The organism is Xanthomonas sp. F1 (genome assembly GCF_014199855.1).
The window spans coordinates 663,897-678,864 of the sequence record NZ_JACHOK010000001.1; the positions used below are offsets into that span (position 1 = coordinate 663,897).

Here is a 14,968-nt window from a genome sequence, read left to right on the forward strand (position 1 = left end):
GCTTCAGCCCCGACGCCTCTGCGACCCGCCTCGAAACTGGCGCGCAGTTCTGGCGAGTCCCTTTCGCCACATCTTCCATCGGCTCGTAGGAGCGGCTTCAGCCGCGACAGGCGTTACCGGTAACGCTTGTCGCGGCTGAAGCCGCTCCTACGCGCGTGCAGCTGCCGTCACGATCACAGGTGCCCACACTGCCTCGCATGGCATTGCATCAGGCGTTGTCGCGCACCGACGCAGGCAATGCAGACCAGGACGCACGCAGTCGCGGATACGCACCGATCGCCGGAACCGCTGAGCCCCTTTGTGGGAGGGACTTCAGTCCCGACGCGACGCAGCTCCAGACAAGGGAAGCCCCCCGCCAAGTTCACCACCCGCACTAGCGCCCCGGACTGAGACTGCGCAAACGGCGCTCGAAGGCGCCCAGTTCCGGGGTGGCCGGATCGATCGCGCGGGCGCGCTGCAGCGCCTGCCGCGCGAACGCGGCATCGCCGCCACTCAGGCGCTCGTCGCCGACCGCCAGCCAGCGCTGCGCCAGGCGCCGGCGCGCGGTGGCCAGGCCGTTGCCGCCCGGCGCCAACGCACGCCAGGCGTCGTAGCAGGCGCTCGCCGCCAGCACCCGGTTGCCGCGCATGGCATCGTCGAAACAGCGCCGCAGCGCCGCCAGCACGCGTTGCTCGGCCGCGCGCACCCGCGCATCGCGCGGCGCCAGGATCTGCGCCGCGAGCAAGCTGTCGTAGGCACTGGCGCCGGGCGGGGTCGACCAGTCGCCGCGCGCCTCGGCGGCCTGCAGATCGGCCAGCAAGCGCTGCAGGCGCCGCTCGCGCTCGGCCGGCGATATCCGCGATTGCGGCGTGGCCTGGCTCTGCCGGGCGCGCTGCAGCGCCTGCCTGGCGTCGGCCAGCGCGCGGCTGTCGGGTGCCAGCGCCTGGCCCTTGCGCAGCGCGCGCTCGGCCTCGCCGAAACGGAAATCGGCGGCGGCGCGGCTCGCCTGCAGGGCATAAGCCGCCGCCACCCGCTCCAGACCGTCGCTGGCACCGGCCGCATCCGGTACCGCCGCGCGCCATTGCGTGAAGCCACGTGCCGCCGCGTCCAGGCGCTGCCGGCGCAACGCCTGCTCTGCCTCGCGCTGCAGGCGCTCCAGCGCGCGGTTCAGTTCCGCCTGGGTCTCGGGCAGGTCGACATGGCCGGCGTCGTAGCCGCGCGCGCGCTCCACCAACGCCGCGGCAGCGGCCAGATCGCCGCGTGCCAGCGCGCTGCGCGCGTGCTGCAGCAGTTCCGACAGCGCATCCTCGCGACCTTCCAGCGCCGCGGTGCGTTCCGGCGCGTACTCCAGCACGCGCTGGTACAGCGGCAGGGCCGCGTCCGGGCCATCGTCCAGATACCCGTCGCGGCGCGCCTGCGCCGCCCGCTGCAGCAATTGATCGATGCCGGCGTGCGCGGCCTCGCGCGCGCGCAGTGCCGCCTCGATGCGATCGGCATCGGCGCGCGGCACCTGCAGCGCGCGCGCCAGCGCCAGGGCCTCGCGTGCCTGCGGGTAGCGGCCGGCGGCCAACGCTGCACGCGCCTGCCCCAGCGCCGCGCGCCCGGTGGCGGCCAGCCCGACGCGCGCCTGCATGCGGTCGCCGTCCAGCGCCAGCGCGGCCTCGAAGCGCTCGCGCGCGCCGCTGCCGTCGGCGGCGCTGAGCCGGCCCGCGCGCAGTGCCGCATGGCCCTGGTCGAGCAGTTGCTGGATGCGCGTCTCCGGCCAGACCAAGTCGGCCAGCGGGCGGCGGAACACCACCACGACCGCCGCCACCACCAGCAGCGCCAGCGCCCAGCGCCAGGCACGCCGATCGCGCCACAGCGGCACCGGCCGCTGCCTGCGCTTGGGTTCGTCCCTGACCTGATCCGGCGGCATGCTCACCGCGCAAGCTTAGCGCTGGGCCGATGACGAACAGCTGTGCGTCGCGCCGGCAGGAAGCAGACACCCGCCGTGCCTGCACAGGTCGGACGTCTCGTCCCGAGCCTGCGCAGGCACCGCCCTGCACTCAGCCCAGCCGCCGCGCCTCGTGTACGCCCGGCAGCGCGTCGAGCTTGCCGAGCAAGGTGGACAGTTGCCCGTAATCGCCGACCTTCAGCCGCAGCCGCAGTTGCGCCAGGCCGCTGTCGCGCACGTTCTCGCTGTTGATCTCCAGCACGTGCGCCTCTTCCTGGGCGATCAGGTTGGTGATGTCCTTGAGCAGCCAGCGCCGATCCACCGCGCGCACCAGCACGTCGACCTCGTAGCCACCGCCGGCCTGGCCCCACTCCACCGGCAGCACCCGCTGCGGATGGCTGGCGGCCAATCGCGCGAACGCGGCGCAGTCGCTGCGATGCACGGTGACGCCGCGGGTCCGGGTCAGGTAGCCGGCGATCGGCTCGCCAGCCACCGGCTGGCAGCAGCGCGCCAGTTGCACCAGCAGATTGCCGACGCCCTGCACGGTGAACTTGGACTTGCCCAGCCCGGTACGGCGGGCGGTCGGCCGCGGCAGCGCCGGCGCGGCCGGCTGCGCCGCGGCGCGCTCGGCCTCGTGCAGGGCGCGCCCGACCTGGCTGGGGCCGACGTCGCCCAGCGCGACCTGGATGTACAACTCCTCCACGCCGTCGGCATGGAACTTCTTCGCTGCCGGCAGCAGATCGGCATGCTGCAGCCCCAGGCGCTTGAGTTCGCGTTCCAGCAGGTCCTTGCCGGCCTGCACGTTGCGCACCCGGTCCAGCTTGTGGAACCAGGCGCGCACCTTGTCGCGCGAACGCCCGCTGGCCAGGTAGCCGTTGGCCGGCAGCAGCCAGTCGCGGCGCGGCTCGGCCTCCTTGCCGGTGAGGATCTCCACGCGGTCGCCGCTGCGCAGCTTGTGGGTCAGCGGCACGATGCGGTTGTTGACCTTGGCGCCGCGGCAACGGTGCCCGACCATGGTGTGCACGTGGTAGGCGAAATCCAGCGGGGTGGCGCCCTGCGGCAGGTCGATCACCTCGCCCATCGGGGTCAGCGCATAGACCCGGTCCTCGACCAGCTCGGCGTCCAGCGCCCCGGCCAGCCCGCCCTGCTCGCCGTCCTGCGACTGCTCCAGCAGTTGCCGCATCCAGGTGATCTTGCGGTCGAAGGCCTTCTCGGCACCCTTGCCGCCCTCCTTGTACTTCCAGTGCGCGGCCACGCCCAGCTCGGCCTGCGCGTGCATGTCGTGGGTGCGGATCTGCACCTCGATCGTGCGCCCTTCCGGGCCGACCACCGCGGTGTGCAGCGAGCGGTAGTCGTTGGCCTTGGGCCGGGCAATATAGTCGTCGAACTCGCTGGGCACCGGCGCCCACAGCGCGTGCACCACGCCCAGTGCCGCATAGCAGGCGGCGACGTCGTCGACCATCACCCGCACCGCGCGCAGGTCGTACAGCTGGTCGAAGGCCAGGCGCTTCTTCTGCATCTTCCGCCAGATGCTGTAGATGTGCTTGGGCCGCCCACTGATCTCCGCGCGCAGGCCCTGCTCGGCCAGCGCCTTGGACAGGATCTTCTTGACCGCCTCGATGTAGCGCTCGCGCGCCACCCGGCTCTCGTCGACCTCGCGCGCGATGCGCCGGTAGGTGTCCGGCTCCAGGTGCCGGAACGCCAGGTCCTCCAGTTCCCATTTCAGCTGCCAGATGCCCAGGCGGTTGGCCAGCGGCGCATGGATGTCGCGGGTCAGCTGCGCCAGCGCGCGGCGCTGCGCCTCCGGCGCCTTGTCGGCCACGCGCATCTGCGCCAGTTGCCGCGCCAGCAGGATCGGCACCACCCGCAGGTCCTGCACGATCGACAGCAACAGCCGGCGCAGGCCCTCGCTGTTGCGCCCGGCCTCGCGCCCGGCGTGCAGCGCCCACACCGGGTCGGCGGCGTCCTGCGCCTCCAGCAGGCCGGCCACCGCCTGCGCCCGCGCCGGCGGCGCCACCGGCAGCTGCGGCAACTGCGCGCGCACCTCCGGCAGGTCGAACAACAGCGCGGCCAGCAGCGACGCCTCGTCGGCGGACAGCAGCGCCAGCGCGTCCAGGGTGTCGGCCAGCACCGGCCACGGCAGCCGCGGCGCTGGCTCGGCCTGCGCCTGCCAAGCCTGCAGCAGCGCCGCGCGCAGGGCGGGCGCCAGGGTCGCGGCCGCCGGGCGTTGCAGCAACGCCTCCAGGCCGGAGTGGACGGTGTGGTTCAAGGACGGACGCAGTTAACGAAACGGTGCCGCCTACACTAACGCGCTTGTGCGCGTTCTCACAATTGCGCCCGCGTCGCGCCGACTGGACGCAGCGCACATACACACCACCACCTCACTGTGACCTGGTTGCGACTTGCGGCGCTTTTACCGGAATTTCACAACCGCCCCAACCCCCGCGCCTATGCTCGAACGCGATGGTCACCCGCTGCTGTCCTGCATGCGCTGCGGCCGTCGTCCCCTAGCCCGATTCGAAGAGGAACGCACATGAAGAAGTGGAACAAGCCTGTGATCCGCGAAATCTGCGTCGGCGCGGAAATCAACTGCTACGCCTCCGGCGAGCTCTGACCCGCGCACTCCTCCCTTCCCACGACCGAAGCGCGACCGGCCAGGCGCTAAAAACGGAGACCGGATGCACCTCATCGTATTGGGATCGGCGGCAGGCGGAGGGCATCCGCAGTGGAACTGCCACACGCCCGCGAGCCAACGCGCGTGGCGGCAACACCCGGATGCCCAACGCCGTACCCAGGCCAGCATCGCGGTCAGTGTCGATGGCCAGCGCTGGCTGCTGATCAACGCCTCACCCGATTTCCGCCAGCAGGTGCTGGCCACCCCGGCGCTGTGGCCGCAGCGCGACCAGCGCCATTCGCCGATCGAGGCGGTGCTGCTGACCAGCGGCGAGATCGACCATATCGCCGGGCTGCTGTCGATGCGCGAGAGCCAGCGCTTCGACCTGTACGCCAGCGGCCGCGTGCTCGAGCTGCTGGCGCAGAACCCGGTGTTCGACGCGCTGCACCCCGCCTACGTGCATCGCCACCCGTTCGCCCTGGACACGCCGCTGTCGCTGCTGGGGCTGCAGGTCACCCCGTTCGCGGTGCCCGGCAAGGTGCCGCTGTTCATGGAATGCCGCCATAGCGGCGACCTGGCCGGCTCCGCCGAGGAGACGCTGGGCCTGACCATCGACGACGGCACGCATCGCCTGCACTACATCCCCGGCTGCGCGGCGCTGACCGACGCCCTGCGCGAGCGCCTGCGCGGCGCCGAACTGGTGTTCTTCGACGGCACCCTGTGGCGCGACGACGAACTGGTGCAGCTCGGCGTCAGCGCCAAGACCGGCCAGCGCATGGGCCACATGAGCATCGACGGCGAGGTCGGCACCCTGCGCGCCTTCGCCGACCTGCAGGTGGCACGCAAGGTCTTCATCCACATCAACACCACCAACCCGATCCTCGACGCCGGTTCGCCCGAGCGCGCCACGGTCGCCGCGCACGGCTGGGACGTGGCCCACGACGGCATGGAGATCGCGCTGTGACCCGCCTCCCCGCATCACCTGCGAGACCGAACCCGTGAGCGCTTTGCTGAGCCCCGAGCAGCTGGAAACGGCGCTGCGCGCGATCGGCGCGCGGCTGTACCACGACCAGCATCCGTTCCACGCCCTGCTGCACAGCGGGCGTCTGAACCGCGGCCAGGTCCAGGCCTGGGCGCTGAACCGCTACGAGTACCAGCGCTGCATCCCGCTGAAGGACGCGGCGATCCTGGCGCGAATGGACGACCCGGCGCTGCGCCGGATCTGGCGCCAGCGCATCGTCGACCACGACGGCAGCGCCGATGGCGAAGGCGGCATCGCCCGCTGGCTGCACCTGACCGACGCGCTCGGGCTGGATCGCGAGCTGGTGCAATCCGGCCGCGGCCTGCTGCCCGGCACCCGCTTCGCGGTGCAGGGCTACCTGCACTTCGTGCGCGAGAAGAGCCTGCTGGAGGCCATCGCGTCCTCTCTGACCGAATTGTTCGCGCCGGGCATCATCAGCCACCGCGTGGCCGGCATGCTGCAGCACTACAACTTCGTCTCGCGCGAGGCGCTGGCGTATTTCGAGCATCGCCTGCACGAGGCGCCGCGCGATTCGGACTTCGCCCTGGACTACGTCAAGCGCCACGCCGACACCGTGGAGAAGCAGCAGCTGGTGCAGGACGCGCTGCGCTTCAAGTGCGGTGTACTGTGGTCGCAACTGGACGCGCTGCACTTCGCCTACGTGCAGCCGGGCGTGGCCTGGCCGGACGCGTTCGCTCCGGACCCGGCGCAGGCCGCGGCATGAGCGCGCTGGACGCCAGCAGCCAGCCACGGCTCGCCGCCGGCGTGCGCCTGCAGCACGACCGCGCCCGCGGCCAATGGGTACTGCTGGCGCCGGAGCGGGTGATCGAACTGGACGAGATCGCCCACGCCATCGTCTCGCGCTGCGACGGCGTCCGTAGCCTGGCGGCGATCGCCGCGGAACTGGCCGCCGAATTCGAGGCCGACCCGGCCGAGGTCGAACGCGACGTGAGCGAGCTGGCGCAGCAGTTGCACGCCAAGCGGCTGCTGCGCGCATGAACGCGCTCGTGCCGCCGCCGCTGTCGATCCTGCTGGAGCTGACCCACCGCTGCCCGCTGGCCTGCCCGTACTGCTCCAACCCCATCGCACTGGCCGGCCTGCGCGAGGAACTGGACACCGCCGGCTGGCGTTCGGCGCTGGACCAGGCCGCGGCGATGGGCGTGCTGCAGGCGCATTTCTCCGGCGGCGAGCCGATGCTGCGCAAGGACCTGCCCGAGTTGGTCGCGCATGCGCGCGGGTTGGGTCTGTACAGCAATCTGATCACCTCCGGCGTGGCCGGTGGCGCACCGATGCTGGCCGCGCTCGCGGCGGCCGGGCTGGAGCACGTGCAGCTGAGCATCCAGGACGCCGACGCCGCTGGCGCCGACCGCATCGCCGGCTATCGCGACAGCCTGGCGAAGAAGCGCGCCTTCGCCGCGGCGGTGCGTGCCCTCGACCTGCCGCTGACGATCAATGCGGTGATCCACCGGCACAACGCCGAACGCGTCCCGGCGATGATCGACCTGGCGCTGGAGCTCGGGGCCGAACGCCTGGAAGTGGCCCATACCCAGTACTACGGCTGGGGCCTGCGCAATCGCGCCGCGCTGATGCCCAGCCGCGCGCAGATCGACGCCACCGTGGCGGCGGTGGACGCCGCGCGCCTGCGGCTGCAAGATCGCCTGCACATCGACTTCGTCACTCCCGACTACTACGCCCACCGGCCCAAGGCCTGCATGGGCGGCTGGGGCCAGCGCTTCGTCAACATCTCCCCGCGCGGCGACGTGCTGCCCTGCCACGCCGCCGAGACCCTGCCGGACATGCGCTTCGAAAACCTGCGCACGCGCCCGCTGGCGGCGATCTGGGAGGACGGCGAGGCCTTCGTGCGCTTCCGCGGCAGCGCCTGGATGCCCGAGGTATGCCAGGGCTGCCCGAAACGCGAGGTCGACTGGGGCGGCTGCCGCTGCCAGGCACTGGCGCTCAGCGGCGACGCCGCGACCCTGGACCCGGTCTGCGAACGCGCTCCGGCGCATGCCGCGCTGCAGGCGCTGGCGCAGCGCGAAGCCGCCGCGCCGGCCCCGGCCTTCGTGTACCGGCGGCCGCCGCGCACTTCGGGCGTGCCCGCCGCCGCCGAGGACTGAACCGGGCGCCGACGCGGTCCCGGGCGCGCCCGGCATCCCGTGCGCGGTCACCGCTTGCGACTACACTACGGCGCATCCCACTGCCCGGATCCCCGCCATGTCCCTTGCGCGTCTCGCTCCCCTGGTCCTGTGCGCGGCGCTCGCCGTGTCCGCCGCCCCGGCGCTCGCCCAGCGCACCGTCTCCGGCGATCTGCAGACGCAGATGTCGCCGCAGGAGTTCAAGGCTGCCGGGCTGGACAAGCTGTCGCCGCAGGAACTGACCGCGCTGAACGACTGGCTGCAGGGCAAGGTCGCCAAGGAAACCGCGGTGGCGCTGGAAAAGGCCAAGGAAGAGGGCCGCCGCGAGGTGATCACCAAGAACCGCGGCTTCTTCGACTTCGGCAGCGCCGAGCCGATCGAGAGCACCCTGGTGGGCGAATTCACCGGCTTCGGCAAGGGCCGCCACTACGTGCTGGCCAACGGCCAGGAGTGGGAACAGACCGAGGCGGCGAGCCTGTCCAGCGTGCATCTCACTGCGCCCAAGGTGAAGATCACCCCCGGCATCGTCGGCGTGTGGTACATGCAGGTCGGCACCTACAACACGCGCGCCAAGGTCCGTCGCGTCAAATAGGATCGCGTGCCGTGAACATGCGTCCTCGGCCGGGCCTGGCCGACGCCTCGCACAGCCTCGCCGATGCGCTGCGCCGGCGCCTGCGCGCCAGCGATGTCTGGTTCATCGCCCTGGCCCTGCTGGTCGGCGTGATCGCCGGCCTGCTGACCCTGTTGCAGAGCAGCCTGGCGCACGGCGCGCAGGCATTGCTGTATGGCCTGGAGGCCGACGAGCGGCTCAGCGCCATGCCGGACCTGAGCGTGCAGCAGTTGCTGGTACTGCCGCTGGGCGGACTGCTGGTCGGCCTGCTGGGCATGGCCGCGCGCGCGCGCAAGCGGCAACTGGTCGACGCCGTCGAAGCCAACGCGCTGTACGGCGGGCGCATGTCGATGCGCGACAACCTGATCGTCTCCGTACAGACCCTGTTCTCCAACGGCGTCGGCGCCTCGGTCGGCCTGGAGGCGGCGTACACGCAGATGGGCGCCGGCAGCGGCTCGCACCTGGGCCGGGTGCTGCGCCTGCGCCGCGCCGACATCCGTACCCTGGTCGGCGCCGGTGCCGGCGCAGCCATCGCCGCCGCCTTCGGCGCTCCGCTGGCCGGGGCGTTCTATGCGTTCGAGATCGTGATCGGCGCGTACTCGCCATCGGCGCTGGCACCGGTGGCGGTGGCCTCGCTGGGCGCGGTGTTCGTGTCGCAACTGGCCGGGGTGCAGCCGTACCTCCTGCCGGCCTCGGCGGCTTCGGCGCTGGAAGCGCGCGACTATGTGCTGTACGCGCTGCTGGGCGTGCTCTGCGCCTTGCTGGCGGTGGCGGTGATGCGCCTGATCGGCGCAATCGAACAGGCGATCAACCGCAGCCCGCTGCCGCGCTGGGCACGCCCGGTCGCCGGCGGCGTGCTGCTGATCCCGCTGGCGCTGATCACCCCACAGGTGCTGTCCTCCGGGCACGGCGCGCTGCACCTGGACCTGACCAGCCCGACCTCGCTGCGCTGGCTGGGCATCCTGTTGCTGCTCAAGTGCCTGGGTTCGGCCATCTCGCTGGGCTTCGGCTTCCGCGGCGGCCTGTTCTTCGCCTCGCTGTTCATGGGCTCGCTGGTCGGCGGGCTGTTCGCCGGTGTGCTCAATCTCGGCAGCGGCATGGCCCTGGTCGACGGCACCGCCGCCTCGCTGGCCGGCATGGCGGCGATGGCCGCCGCGGTGATCGGCGCGCCGATGACGATGGCGATGCTGGTGCTCGAAGGCACCCACGACTTCGTGCTGGCCAGCGCGGTGATGGTGGCGGTGCTGGTGGCCAACACCATCGTCCGCCAGATCTTCGGCTACTCGTTCTCCACCTGGCGCCTGCACCTGCGCGGCGAGACCATCAAGAGCGCGCGCGACGTCGGCTGGGTCAAGCACCTCAGCGCCGGGCGGATGATGCAGAAAGACGTGCATCCGCTGACCGCCACCACCAGCGTGGCCGAATTCCGCCGCCGCTTCCCGCTCGGCTCAGGCACCCGCGTGGTGCTGGAGGACGAGAGCGGCCATTACGCCGGCCTGGTCACCCTGGCCGCCGCCTATGCCGACGGCGTCAACGCCGACGCGGCCATCGTCGACTACGCCGGCAACCGCGACGTGGCCCTGCCCGTCGACACCGACGTGGTCACCGCCATGCGCCAGTTCGACCTGACCCAGAGCGACGAACTGGCCGTGGTCGACGACCAGGGCAAGGTGCTGGGCGTGCTCAGCGAAAGCTTCGTACGCAAGCGCTACGCCGAGGAACTGGACAAGCGCCAGCGCGAGCTGATGGGCGAGCGGGTGGATGATTGAGGGCGGGGATTGGGGATTCGGGAATGGGGATTCGTTGGATTGCGGCGGGCTGAAACGTCAAGGGCCGTGATCGCATGTCGTAGGAGCGGCTTCAGCCGCGACCGTCGTGGTGTCATGCGTCGCGGCTGAAGCCGCTCCTACAACACAACAAGACGCGACTGCGTCGGTGCTTTGCACCCAACACCACACGCCGTTGCAGCGCAACTGCTTGGCCGTCCACACGGCGCATCCCTTCTGTGTGAGGGGCTTCAGCCCCGACGCATCACCGCCAGCGCGTCGGGACTGAAGTCCCTCCCACAGAGAGCGACGCCGCCGATGCGCTGAACGCACAGCAAGCGACAGCAAGCGACAGACCTGTAGAAGCGGCTTCAGCCGCGACGCGTTGCCGTGGAACGGTCGCGGCTGAAGCCGCTCCTACGGCGGTATCGGCACGACTCCACTGCGATCTGCTGCATGCGTAGGGGCGAGAACGACAAGTCGTTGCAGAGCGCAGATGGCCTTCATCACCCACGCGGCCTATCTTCCTTTGTGGGAGGGGCTTCAGCCCCGACGCATTGCCGCCTGAGCATCGGGATTGCAGTCCCTCCCACAAGAAAACTGCCACCGCGAGCAGCGCGGTTATCAACGTCAGTGCGGGAAAGCGCGAAAACCCCGCCACCAATCCCCAATCCCCACTCCCGGCTTTCCACAGCCGAACGGCTGCTCATCACCGCAGCAAAGCCACCCGCTGCGCCAGCTTCTTGGCCGAGATGCCGGCGCGGGCGCCCAGTTCCTGCGCGAACAGCGACACCCGCAGTTCTTCCAGGTCCCAGCGCAGCGCCTGCCACTCTGGCGTGTCTCCGCGTCCAGCCGCGGCTGCGTCGGCCAACGCGTCGACGAACGGCTTCAGCTCCAGCATCCGCGCCTGGTCGCGGGCCGGATCGCGCTTGGCGCGTTCGGCCCGCAGGATCATCGCGCGCAGATAGCGCGGGAACTGCGCCAGCGCGGTGGCCGGGGTCTCACGCAGGAAACCGGCATGCAGCAACGCCGCCAATTGCGCGCGCAGGTCGTCGAGGTTGCCGCTGGCCCAGCCCATCAGCGGCGATTCCAGTTGCGGCTTCAGTTCCGCGGCCGCGCCCATGATCGCCTCGGCCAGCTTCAGCCGCTCCATCGCCTCGCCGAACAGCTGCTTGGCGGCGGTCTCGCGACGCTGGGCGAAACTCTCCGCGTCGCGGATCGCCTCCAGTCCCTGCTCCAGCAACGCGTTCAACGCCGCCTCCACCAGGTCCCCGCGCAGGCGTTCCTGCGACTCGATCGCCGCATACAGCAGCCCGGTCTTGGGCGACACCGGCAACTGCTTGCGCGCCTGCTTGACCTTGTCGGACAGGGCGATCTCCAGCAGCCGGCGGACGCCGCGCGGGTGCGCGGCCTCGGCCTGCGCGCGATCGGCGAAGATCCGCAGCGCGGCGCTGTCGCCCTCGTCCACCAGGGCCGGATAGGCGGGCACCCCGGCCTCGCCCGGCACCTGCAACGGGATCGGCGTCGCCGGGAACTCACGCAGCCCGGTTGCGGCCATGGCGCGGCCGGCGCGCGCGGCGAAGGCCTGCCCGGCCCGTTCGCCGAAACGCGCACGCAGCGCGTCCAGCTCGCGCGATTCGGCCAGCACCTTGCCGGCGTCGTCGCGCAGGCGCAGGTTCATGCGCAGATGCGGCTCCAACGTGCTTTCGTCGAACTCCAGCGCGCTCAATGGCGCACCGGTGGCGCGTTGCAGGAACCGCGCCAGTTCGCCGCGGATGTCGTCGGCGCTGGGCTGCGGGAACGCCTCGTAGAACGCGCGGGCGAAGTCCGGCGCCGGCACGTAGTTGCGGCGCAGCGCCTTGGGCAGGCTGCGGATCAGCGCCGCGGCCTTGTCGGTGACGAAGCCCGGCGCCAGCCACGACAGCCGCGCCGGGTCCAGCGCATTGAGCAGATGCACTGGCACCTCCAGGGTCACGCCGTCATCGGCCGCGCCCGGTTCGAAACGGTAGTGCAGCGGCAGCCGCGCATCGCCCAGCGGGAAATACTTGGGATAACGCTCGGCCTCGCTGCCCTCGCCCGGCAGCAGGTCGGCCAGCGACCAGTGCAGCGTTCGCCGCTGTTCCGGTGCCAGCGCCTTCCACCAGGCGTCCAGGCCGGAGGCGGAGTGGATCTCGCCGGGAATCCGGTCCAGGTACCAGCGCGCCTGCCAGTCCTCGTCGGCGACGATGCCGGCACGGCGCAGCTTGGCCTCTTCCTCGTGCGCCTGCGCCAGCACCTTCTGGTTGTCGGCGACGAAGCTGGCGCGGGTGTTGATCTCGCCCGGCACCAGGCCCTGCCGCACGAACAATTCGTGCGCACCGGGCGGATCGATGCGGCCATAGTGCACCGGCTTCTTCGGCGCCAGCACCAGCCCGAACAGGCTGATCTGCTCGGAGGCCAGCACCTGCCCCTGCGCGCGCGACCAGTGCGGATCGAAGTGCTTGCGCGCCAGCAGATGCGGCAGTTCGGCGATCACCCAATCCGGCTCGATCGCCGCGTTGGTCAGGCCCCACACCTTCTGCGTGTCCAGCAGCGTCGCCGGCAACACCCACGGCGGCGGCTTGCGGGCAAGCGTCGAGCCGGGAAACAGCAGGAAGCGGCGCTGCCGCGGCGCCAGGAAATCGCCCTTCTCGGTGCGATGGCCGACCTGGGTCGGCAGGCCGGCCAGCAAGGCGCGATGCAACGCCTGGTAGGACGCGGCGCGCTCGCGTTCGCTGGCGCGCGGCGCCTCGCCTGCTTCGGCCCGCGCAGGCGGCGGAGTCGGGGCAGGCGTCGGGACCGGCGTGGTCGGCGTGCCGCGCCCTTCGCGGGCCAGCCGCGCGGCACGGTGCAACTGCCCGCGGGTCGCGCGCGCCGCGGTCTCGGCATCGCGTGCCGGCGCGGGCGCGGATGCACCGGCCAGCAGCGGCCGCATGGAGGCGTCCGCTGGCTCCTCGGTCCAGCCCAGCTCCGCGCACAGCAGGTGCAACTGGCGATGCAGTTCGCGCCACTCGCGCATGCGCAGGAAGCCGAGGAAATGCCGCCCGCACCAGTCGCGCAGCTTGGACTGGGTCAGGTCTTCATGTGCCTGCCGGTAGCCGTCCCACAGGCGCAGGATGCCGACGAATTCCGAGCGCGCATCGGCGAACTTGGCATGCGCGTTGTCGGCGGCCTCGCGCGCCTCCGGCGGGCGCTCGCGCGGGTCCTGGATGCCCAGGAACGCGGCGATCACCAGCATCGGTCGCAAGCAGCCGTGCTGCTGCGCCGCCACCAGCATCCGCGCCAGCTTCACGTCCACCGGCAGCCGCGCCATCTTGCGGCCGATCTCGGTGAGCTTGCGCAGGCCATGGCGGTCCGGCTCGCCAACCGCGCCAAGTTCCACCAGTTGCTGCCAGCCGTCGGCCACCGCGCGCTCGTCCGGCGGCTCCAGGAACGGGAAATCCTCGATCCGGCCCAGCCCCAGTTGCAGCATGCGCAGGATCACCCCGGCCAGGCTGGAGCGGCGGATTTCCGGATCGGTAAATTCCGGCCTCGCCTGGAAATCCGCCTCGGCATACAGCCGGTAGCAGATGCCCTCGGCGATGCGGCCGCAGCGGCCCTTGCGCTGGTTGGCGCTGGCCTGCGAGACCGGTTCGATGTGCAGCCGATCGAGCTTCTGCCGCGGGCTGTAGCGCTTGACCCGCGCGTAGCCGGGGTCGATCACGTAGCGGATGCGCGGCACCGTCAGCGAGGTCTCGGCGACGTTGGTGGCCAACACCAGGCGCCGCTTCGGGCCGGGGTTGAACACCCGGTCCTGGTCGGCGTTGGAGAGCCGCGCGTACAGCGGCAGCACCTCGGTCTCGCGGTATTTGCGCCGCTCCAATGCCTGGTGCGCATCGCGGATCTCACGCTCGCCAGGCAGGAACACCAGCACGTCGCCGCGCGGATCCAGCCGGGTGATTTCGTCCACCGCCGCCACGATCGCATCGTTGACCGAGAGGCCGGGATTGGGGAGTCGGGATTCGGGATTGGCAGAAGCACGCGATGCCGAGCGCTCGCGACCATCCGCAGTTTCCAATCCCAAATCCCCATTCCCCAATCCCGGCTCTTCCAGCGGCCGATAGCGCACCTCCACCGGATACGTACGGCCTTCCACGCTGATCACCGGCGCATCGTCGAAATGCGCGGCAAAGCGTGCGGTGTCGATCGTCGCCGAGGTCACGATGACCTTCAGGTCCGGGCGCTTGCGCAGCAACTGCTTCAGGTAGCCGAGCAGGAAATCGATGTTGAGGCTGCGCTCGTGCGCCTCGTCGACGATGATCGTGTCGTAGCTGGACAGCCAGCGGTCGCTGGCGATCTCGGCCAGCAGGATGCCGTCGGTCATGAACTTGATCCGGGTCTGCTCGCCGACCCGGTCGTTGAAGCGCACCTGGAAGCCCACCGTCTCGCCCACCGGCGTGCGCAACTCCTCGGCCACGCGGCTGGCCACCGCGCGCGCGGCGATGCGCCGCGGCTGGGTGCAGCCGATCATGCCGGCGGCGCCGCGTCCGGCGGCCAGGCACAGCTTCGGCAACTGCGTGGTCTTGCCCGAGCCGGTCTCGCCGGCGATCACCACCACCTGGTGCTCGCGGATCAGCGCGACGATGCGCTCGGCCTCGCGCGCGATCGGCAACTGCGGATCCAGCGTGATCGCCGGCTGCTGCGCCGCACGCGCCGCGCAACGCGCCTGCGACGCCTGCAGCGCCTGTTCGAACGCCGTCTCCAGCGCGGCATTGCCGGGCGCGCCCTGCCAGCGCGACCATAGGCCCAGCAGGCGGCCGCGGTCGCGGGTCAGTGCGCCGTCGATCGCGGCGCGGCGTTCGCGCAGGCGTGCCGGCACGGAAGGTTTTTCGATAGCGTTCATCAATCGGATG

At 71.2% G+C, this 14,968-nt stretch carries 10 protein-coding genes; 7 read left to right on the forward strand and 3 right to left on the reverse strand.

Going from position 1 to position 14,968, the window contains the following annotated elements:
- Window positions 1-373: 373 nt before the first annotated feature.
- Both GGR71_RS02780 and GGR71_RS02785 read right to left on the reverse strand, forming a co-directional pair.
- Entirely contained in the window at window positions 374-1,894 is a 1,521-nt protein-coding gene (locus GGR71_RS02780) for a hypothetical protein (RefSeq protein WP_456362582.1), read from the reverse strand.
- A 130-nt stretch (window positions 1,895-2,024) separates the two neighbouring features.
- Window positions 2,025-4,181, reverse strand: a complete 2,157-nt coding sequence (locus GGR71_RS02785; protein ID WP_160957376.1) for a RelA/SpoT family protein — start codon at window positions 4,179-4,181, stop codon at window positions 2,025-2,027.
- A 264-nt stretch (window positions 4,182-4,445) separates the two neighbouring features.
- Here GGR71_RS02785 and pqqA point away from each other — a divergent pair, with 264 nt between their 5' ends.
- The 7 genes from pqqA (at window position 4,446) to GGR71_RS02820 (ending at window position 10,061) form a co-directional block, all read left to right on the forward strand.
- A complete protein-coding gene (gene pqqA, locus GGR71_RS20975) occupies window positions 4,446-4,526 on the forward strand; it encodes a pyrroloquinoline quinone precursor peptide PqqA (protein WP_010344287.1) in 81 nt (26 codons plus the stop codon).
- A 64-nt stretch (window positions 4,527-4,590) separates the two neighbouring features.
- Window positions 4,591-5,490, forward strand: coding sequence for a pyrroloquinoline quinone biosynthesis protein PqqB (pqqB, locus tag GGR71_RS02795; RefSeq protein ID WP_160957375.1), 900 nt, complete (start codon window positions 4,591-4,593; stop codon window positions 5,488-5,490).
- A 34-nt stretch (window positions 5,491-5,524) separates the two neighbouring features.
- Window positions 5,525-6,271: a pyrroloquinoline-quinone synthase PqqC gene (pqqC, locus tag GGR71_RS02800; RefSeq protein ID WP_160957374.1), complete on the forward strand. Its 747-nt coding sequence runs from the start codon at window positions 5,525-5,527 to the stop codon at window positions 6,269-6,271.
- Window positions 6,268-6,546: a pyrroloquinoline quinone biosynthesis peptide chaperone PqqD gene (gene pqqD / locus GGR71_RS02805; protein ID WP_160957373.1), complete on the forward strand. Its 279-nt coding sequence runs from the start codon at window positions 6,268-6,270 to the stop codon at window positions 6,544-6,546. Before pqqC ends, pqqD begins: the two co-directional genes overlap by 4 nt.
- Window positions 6,543-7,664 carry a pyrroloquinoline quinone biosynthesis protein PqqE gene (pqqE, locus tag GGR71_RS02810; protein WP_160957372.1) on the forward strand — a complete coding sequence of 374 codons (1,122 nt, stop codon included), beginning with the start codon at window positions 6,543-6,545 and terminating at the stop codon, window positions 7,662-7,664. Before pqqD ends, pqqE begins: the two co-directional genes overlap by 4 nt.
- A gap of 97 nt (window positions 7,665-7,761) precedes the next feature.
- Window positions 7,762-8,274: a hypothetical protein gene (locus GGR71_RS02815; protein WP_048492431.1), complete on the forward strand. Its 513-nt coding sequence runs from the start codon at window positions 7,762-7,764 to the stop codon at window positions 8,272-8,274.
- A gap of 17 nt (window positions 8,275-8,291) precedes the next feature.
- Window positions 8,292-10,061 (forward strand): chloride channel protein, encoded by a 1,770-nt coding sequence (locus tag GGR71_RS02820; RefSeq protein ID WP_184451676.1) that lies wholly within the window; start codon window positions 8,292-8,294, stop codon window positions 10,059-10,061.
- Window positions 10,062-10,767: 706 nt separating this feature from the next.
- On the opposite strand, the gene hrpA is transcribed toward GGR71_RS02820, so the two are convergent.
- Window positions 10,768-14,958, reverse strand: coding sequence for an ATP-dependent RNA helicase HrpA (gene hrpA / locus GGR71_RS02825; protein WP_184451613.1), 4,191 nt, complete (start codon window positions 14,956-14,958; stop codon window positions 10,768-10,770).
- Between the last annotated feature and the right edge of the window lie 10 nt (window positions 14,959-14,968).